3 protein-coding genes are annotated in these 2,393 nt (G+C 47.6%); all 3 read right to left on the bottom strand.

What is annotated here, in order from left to right:
• Positions 1 to 60 precede the first annotated feature (60 nt).
• On the bottom strand, positions 61 to 690 hold the full coding sequence (locus tag QT974_RS33515) for a pilus assembly FimT family protein (protein ID WP_333472677.1): 630 nt from the start codon (positions 688 to 690) through the stop codon (positions 61 to 63).
• Between the two features lie 267 nt (positions 691 to 957).
• The gene (locus QT974_RS33510; RefSeq protein WP_333472676.1) at positions 958 to 1,149 is read right to left on the bottom strand and encodes a hypothetical protein; all 192 of its coding nucleotides are present in this window, start codon (positions 1,147 to 1,149) and stop codon (positions 958 to 960) included.
• A gap of 61 nt (positions 1,150 to 1,210) precedes the next feature.
• Complete coding sequence (locus QT974_RS33505; RefSeq protein WP_333472675.1) at positions 1,211 to 1,849, bottom strand: Uma2 family endonuclease; 639 nt, start codon at positions 1,847 to 1,849, stop codon at positions 1,211 to 1,213.
• Between the last annotated feature and the right edge of the window lie 544 nt (positions 1,850 to 2,393).

Raw genomic sequence — 2,393 nt, 5'->3', positions numbered from 1 at the left:
CTAGCCCCCCCCTTATAAAGGGGGGGAACAAGAATACTGTTATTTCGTTTGAAATTGGTATTAGTAGCAGTATCTTTTTTTGTCGTTGTTGGGATTGGGTTTTGATTGTCTTTTGGAGATGCGTTTGTGTCCTAGGAGAGTGGAGATAATGATGCAGCGCTGGCTGTTTTTTAACTGGGGATGAGATAGTGTTAGGGTTCCTTTGGCTCTGATACTTGTGAGGGTGCAGTCGTGGTCGCTGCGAGATACGGGACAACCTCGATAGTTGAACATTACTCGCTGGATTGTGCCGTCTGCTTTTTGGTTGTTGCTTTCATCTACTTCGAGCATTGTGGTTTCATGTGGATCTATTTGAATTTTTTCTTCTAGCTCTTTCCATTCATGGGCTGGTATTTGACTTGGGGGAATGTCGGCTGAGTGAACTGCTAGATGTGCCTTTTCTTCTATTTGTTTGAAGCTGACTTGCCATGTAGTTTTGTCGCGTTTGGCGTTGCTGTGGGCGCGATCGATCGCAGCATAAACACGATCGACTGATACCTTTAAACGGTGGTTGTTGATGAACATCAGCCAACCGGGGGCGACGATCGCACTAAAAGTTCCCATGATTAAAAGAATTATCAATGTCTCAATCATAGTAAAACCTGCGGCAGGTGTAGTGGCTCTGCCTTTGAGCATTTTATAGATTAACATCTTGATGCACTCCTTGATGTCTGACTGGGGAAAAAATCGGTAGGAAGTGGTATTTTTGCTTGGGTCGATTTTAACTTTTGAGTTTGGTGACTGTGTAGATGGTATTTACTGAAATTTTGTAGCCATTTAATCAAGCTGCGCGTCAGGTACGGTAGTATCTTTTTTGGGAAACAGCACCGCCTGCAATGTATATGTTGTCAGCTACGGGAGTCTAGATACGGCTGTTGGGCTGGCGAAAATAAATCTGGGATTATGTATATTTTTTTACTAGATAGCATTTTGGATACGGCAGTGCTGTTTCCCGAGGGTAAATTTGTCGATCGCGCGATCGGATAAATTGGGCGTATTGATGCGATCGCCCGCTGCGGATAAATCGCTGGAAACTTGAGAAATCTCGCTTCTATCCGAGGCGAGATCCCCTCGAATCCCTCTGGTTGTACTGGGGGAGTTCGATCGCACTCTTGTCCCCCCTCCCACCAGGGGTGGGAGGGGCCGATCTGGCCTATGGTATGAAATATCGCTAAATTTGGGTTTTCACCCAAGCTCGAAAGGCTTTCATGGCGACGTTTCTGCCGGCGGTTTTGCTTTGTGCTAAATACTGGGGGATGAGTTGGGCGATCGCGAAGTTGGGAAATTGGCAACTGCGATCGGACTGTATGTATTTTCCATCTTGCAATACACTGATTTGCAGGTCGCGGCCGTTGTAGCGCCACAATTCGGGAACTCCCAATGCTTCGTAGTTGTTAAGTTGTGCGCGCGATGTGATGTCGATTTCGATGGCTAAATCGGGAGGGGGGTCTGTGGCTAAGTCGAGGCGGTTTTTGCCTCGAACTGCGGCTTCGTTTTGGATGTAGAAACAGTCATCAGCTTCTAATCCCTGAGCCATTTTTGCATTTTTTAGTGTAGTGGAGCCCAAAGAGCAGAATTCTATATCTAGTTCTTCGAGGAGGATTTTCACTAAGTCTCCAATCAAGACTTTGCCAATTTCGTGTTCCGGTAGCGGTACCATGATTTCTAATGTTCCGTTGCTGTATGAAAGTCTGGAGGCGCGGTGTTCTCCGAGTTCTACTAAGATGGTTTCAAACATCTGCCAGGTTATGTCTTTTAGCAGTATTTGACTTCCTGGTTGGACTGTGATTTGTTTGAGTTCTAGCTGCATAGTTTGAGTGTTTTAAGGGGATTTGAGATGTCAAATAATTTATGTTGTACGATTTTTCGATTCTCTGAAATATCGGAGACGGCAGTGCCGGCGGTGTCAACAATGGATTGAAACCTGAGAAATCTCGCTTCTATCGGAGGCTTCTTCCCCCTCGCATTCCCCGCATCGTTGCGGGGACGAAAGAGAATGCTCTTCTCTTGTCCCCCCGCAACGATTCGGGGGGCTAGGGGGGGATCAGATCCGTCTCCAAGCCGTGTTAATTTGAGCCCGAAAACTTTTGTATCTCTCATTTACCGCCGAGGCTTCTTCCCCCTCGCATCCCCCGAATCGTTGCGGGGACTGTCGATCGGAATCTTGTCCCCCCCGACTATCATGGGGGAGCCAGGGCGATCGGAGCCGTATCCAAGCCGTGTTAATTTGAGCCCAAAAACTTTTGTATCTCTCGTTTACCGCCGAGGCTTCTTCCCCCTCGCATCCCCCGCATCGTTGCGGGGACGAAAGAGAATACTCTTTTCTTGTCCCCCCCTTCTTAAGGGGGGCTAGG

Source organism: Microcoleus sp. BM001215392 (genome assembly GCF_036700185.1).
Classification (GTDB): domain Bacteria; phylum Cyanobacteriota; class Cyanobacteriia; order Cyanobacteriales; family Microcoleaceae; genus Microcoleus.
This window is presented reverse-complemented; position numbering and strand designations above follow the sequence as displayed.